The 3,024-nt window shown below is 46.3% G+C and carries 3 protein-coding genes; 2 read left to right on the top strand and 1 reads right to left on the bottom strand.

What is annotated here, in order from left to right; all coding sequences use genetic code 11:
• Window positions 1-527 precede the first annotated feature (527 nt).
• Complete coding sequence (locus A3750_RS14075) at window positions 528-2,162, bottom strand: tetratricopeptide repeat-containing response regulator (protein ID WP_068456498.1); 1,635 nt, start codon at window positions 2,160-2,162, stop codon at window positions 528-530.
• Between the two features lie 113 nt (window positions 2,163-2,275).
• Here A3750_RS14075 and A3750_RS14070 point away from each other — a divergent pair, with 113 nt between their 5' ends.
• Complete coding sequence (locus A3750_RS14070) at window positions 2,276-2,749, top strand: hypothetical protein (RefSeq protein ID WP_068456501.1); 474 nt, start codon at window positions 2,276-2,278, stop codon at window positions 2,747-2,749.
• 89 nt (window positions 2,750-2,838) lie between these two features.
• Window positions 2,839-3,024, top strand: a 186-nt coding sequence (locus A3750_RS26895) for a hypothetical protein (protein ID WP_231871827.1), incomplete at its 3' end; no start/stop codon positions are given.

The following is a 3,024-nucleotide window of genomic DNA, read 5'->3' as shown; positions in this document are numbered from 1 at the left end:
TCGCTGGTTCGAGCCCAGCTCGGGGAGCCAATTCTCCCTTCCTCTCAACAACATTCCTTGAAACGTATACAACGGATCCGTGGCAAACTCCATGACTTTGCCTAGTTCGAGCCCAGCTCGGGGAGCCAATTCTCCCTTACTCTCAACAACATTCTTTGAAACGTATACAACGGATCCGTGGCAAACTCCATGACTTTGCCTAGTTCGAGCCCAGATCGGGGAGCCAATTCTCCCTTACTCTCAACAACATTCTTTGAAACGTATACAACGGATCCGTGGCAAACTCCATGACTTTGCCTAGTTCGAGCCCAGCTCGGGGAGCCAATTCTCCCTTCCTCCCAGCAACATTCTTTGAGATGCATACTACTGATCCCAAGCAAACGCGCCAAATGCCTCTTGATCAGTGCTAGATAGCGCCCCGCCAGCTTACATTTACTACAATGACAATAAAGGCTTAAGCAAAATCGCGCACTACAAGACGGTGCGGGCGAATGATATATCGATCAAGACATGCCAAGCTGCGCCGGCTACAGCGCAGCCACCTTATCTTCTAAAAACTTCAACCGTTTGAACTGTGCATGCTGCGGTGGTATGTGCCTGACATTTGCAAGACAAGCTTTACAGCGCTCGACCAAGCGTGGTTGCATTCCTTTTTGGTCAATCATTTTTAGGGTTACCTGCACGACGTTCAGATTCAAAGCGGGGTGCTTCGGCGTACACTCAAGCGCTTCTGTAAACGCATCGATTGCGGCATCAAGATTACCCGCCTCAAATTCTTTGATTCCGGATTTATTAAGCTTGCGAGCCTTCGCCTTCGCTAGAAGCCCTACCGGCTCATCGATTAGCTCATTGATTGACTTGATCATCGGAGCATTATTTTGCTCCTTATTCGCCAACTTGCTCAACAGTGTCTCAGCCTCACCCGTTTCACCCATGCTGTAAAGCGTCTTTGCAAACTCTAACTGCGTTGAGGAATCAAAATCATGGTCAGCCAATAGCTTTTTCGCCTTAACGAACATTTCTTCTGATTTGCTCTTATCACCTTGCCCCTTATATGTCCGTGCCTCAATCAAGGCAGCATTCGCATGAACCGAAGGATCTTGACCGAACTTTTTTACCACGCGCTGCATAGTATGTATGGCCTCTTTGGCTTTAGTTCGACCCTTCTCACTGGTATCACCTTCAGAAATATCAGCCAAGCAACGCCCTAGATTTAGATAATTTTCGGGCTTGTCATGAATCGAATTAAAACCGAGCTTCATCGTCGCCTTAAGCGCGCCTGCCGCGCTCTCATGATCATTGTTGGTAGAGCACACTTCAGCGAGCTTTCGCTGTCGATTGTACGCATGGGGCGATATATCTACGGCGTCTTCGAGTGTTTTCTGAGCCTTACGATTCTCTTGCAATTGCAGATACGCATCGGCCAACTCATCATAGGCCTCGATGATGTTTGGATTAACCTCAAGAACGTGCGAAAAATCTTCAACGGCAGATTCTACTTCGCCAATAGCGGCCTTCACGCGACCAAGCCCTAACCTAGCCCAGCCGATATCACGCTTGGTCAACACATCGTCATAAATTTTACGGGATTTTTCGAGCTCACCCTCGTGATAGTATAGGTTTGCAAGCGTCCTAAGACACCAAAGCAGATATCGAGTCTCACGTTTGATTTCAAGCCCAAGAAGCGCGATTGCCTTTTGGTTGTCGTTCTGATCCAGGGCCTCATTAATAGACTTTAACTTTTCACGCTGCTCAATAAGTTTGTCAAGGCGCTGCTGCAGCACTATTTTAGTCAAAGGCTTCGTTATATAAGCATCAGGGAGATATTCTAAGGCCCCCATCACCATATCTTTCGACGTCTCGGCCGTGACCATGATGAACAGACCCGTGTGTTTTAACAGATTGCTAAAACGCAACTCCTCAAGCACTTGTTGACCGTTCTTCCCATTACCAAGGTTATAATCACACAATATGATGTCGAAATTATCATGCTGACATCGTTGGATCGCGTCTTCACCATTAATCGAAACATCGATTTGTTCAACCCCACACGCCCTAACCATCTGTTTCAGGGACAAACGAAAGTTTTCAAAATCATCGATTATCAAAAAACGCAGATTACGGTAGTATTTGGCGAGCTGAACTTGGCTGGTAACGGACATAGTATTGGCTTAATTCCTTTTATGTTGAGTTTAGACCGCTTTCCTAGATTTTTTAAGTTGATGAACTCCTTATAATCTAACGTTCAGCCGCACAGCAACAAGAGCCTTCTTTAATGAATCAATTTCCAATCTTTATCGCATTAGATGTTGTTGATGATCATCGACAAATTTTGCCCGTCGCTATTTCTTGGTCGATGCCCGACGGACAGATAAAGAGCACGCTCATTGCACCTGATGAAGACTGGGAAATCGAGGAAATCGCGCTAGGCGATTTGGATCTTGAGACTGTCATCGACCAAGGAGCTACACCGGCCGAAATCGTAACCGAGATGAATTTGGATTTCGAAGACACGACCATTTACTGCTTTGATGAATATCAGGATATTCCCGCGCTAGACGCTTTGTTTCAAGCTCTCAATGATGAGCCGGGATTTGAAGTAATCGCTTGGCAACAAGCGTTTAGTACCACCGCTAGCGAGACAATCTTTGAGACTGCAGCTTGGGTAAAAGAAGTAAATTCACTCAATCTGACCATGTCTGAAGATAGGGTAAAGCAAATGTTGATATGCTTTGCAGAACTTAGATAGGAACTCATCGGTTCTGTGACGCGTGCAAGTACCTTCAGTGCCTTATATGAGAAGCTTCGGCGCTAACTTTTATCTGACTAGAGACCTGATTGAACAGCATGCCGTCCCGCTACCTCTCCTTTTTCCTGCTATTTATCACCCTAAGTGCCAGCCCACTTGCAGCGCAAGCTAAAGAGGCTTTGCCTGATAATCGAAGCGGGAACAAGGCGAACAAGGATTACGTTGCGATCGGCGCTCACTTCAACCAATTCAAATCGATTCTCTTGGAACTTGAG

It is taken from the genome of Oleiphilus sp. HI0079 (assembly GCF_001635105.1).
This window is presented reverse-complemented; position numbering and strand designations above follow the sequence as displayed.

Coding starts and splice junctions, on each gene's coding strand:
- A3750_RS14070 (WP_068456501.1), top strand. CDS start 2,276: ATGAATCAATTTCCAATCTTTATCGCATTAGATGTTGTTGATGATCAT.
- A3750_RS14075 (WP_068456498.1), bottom strand. CDS start 2,162: ATGTCCGTTACCAGCCAAGTTCAGCTCGCCAAATACTACCGTAATCTG.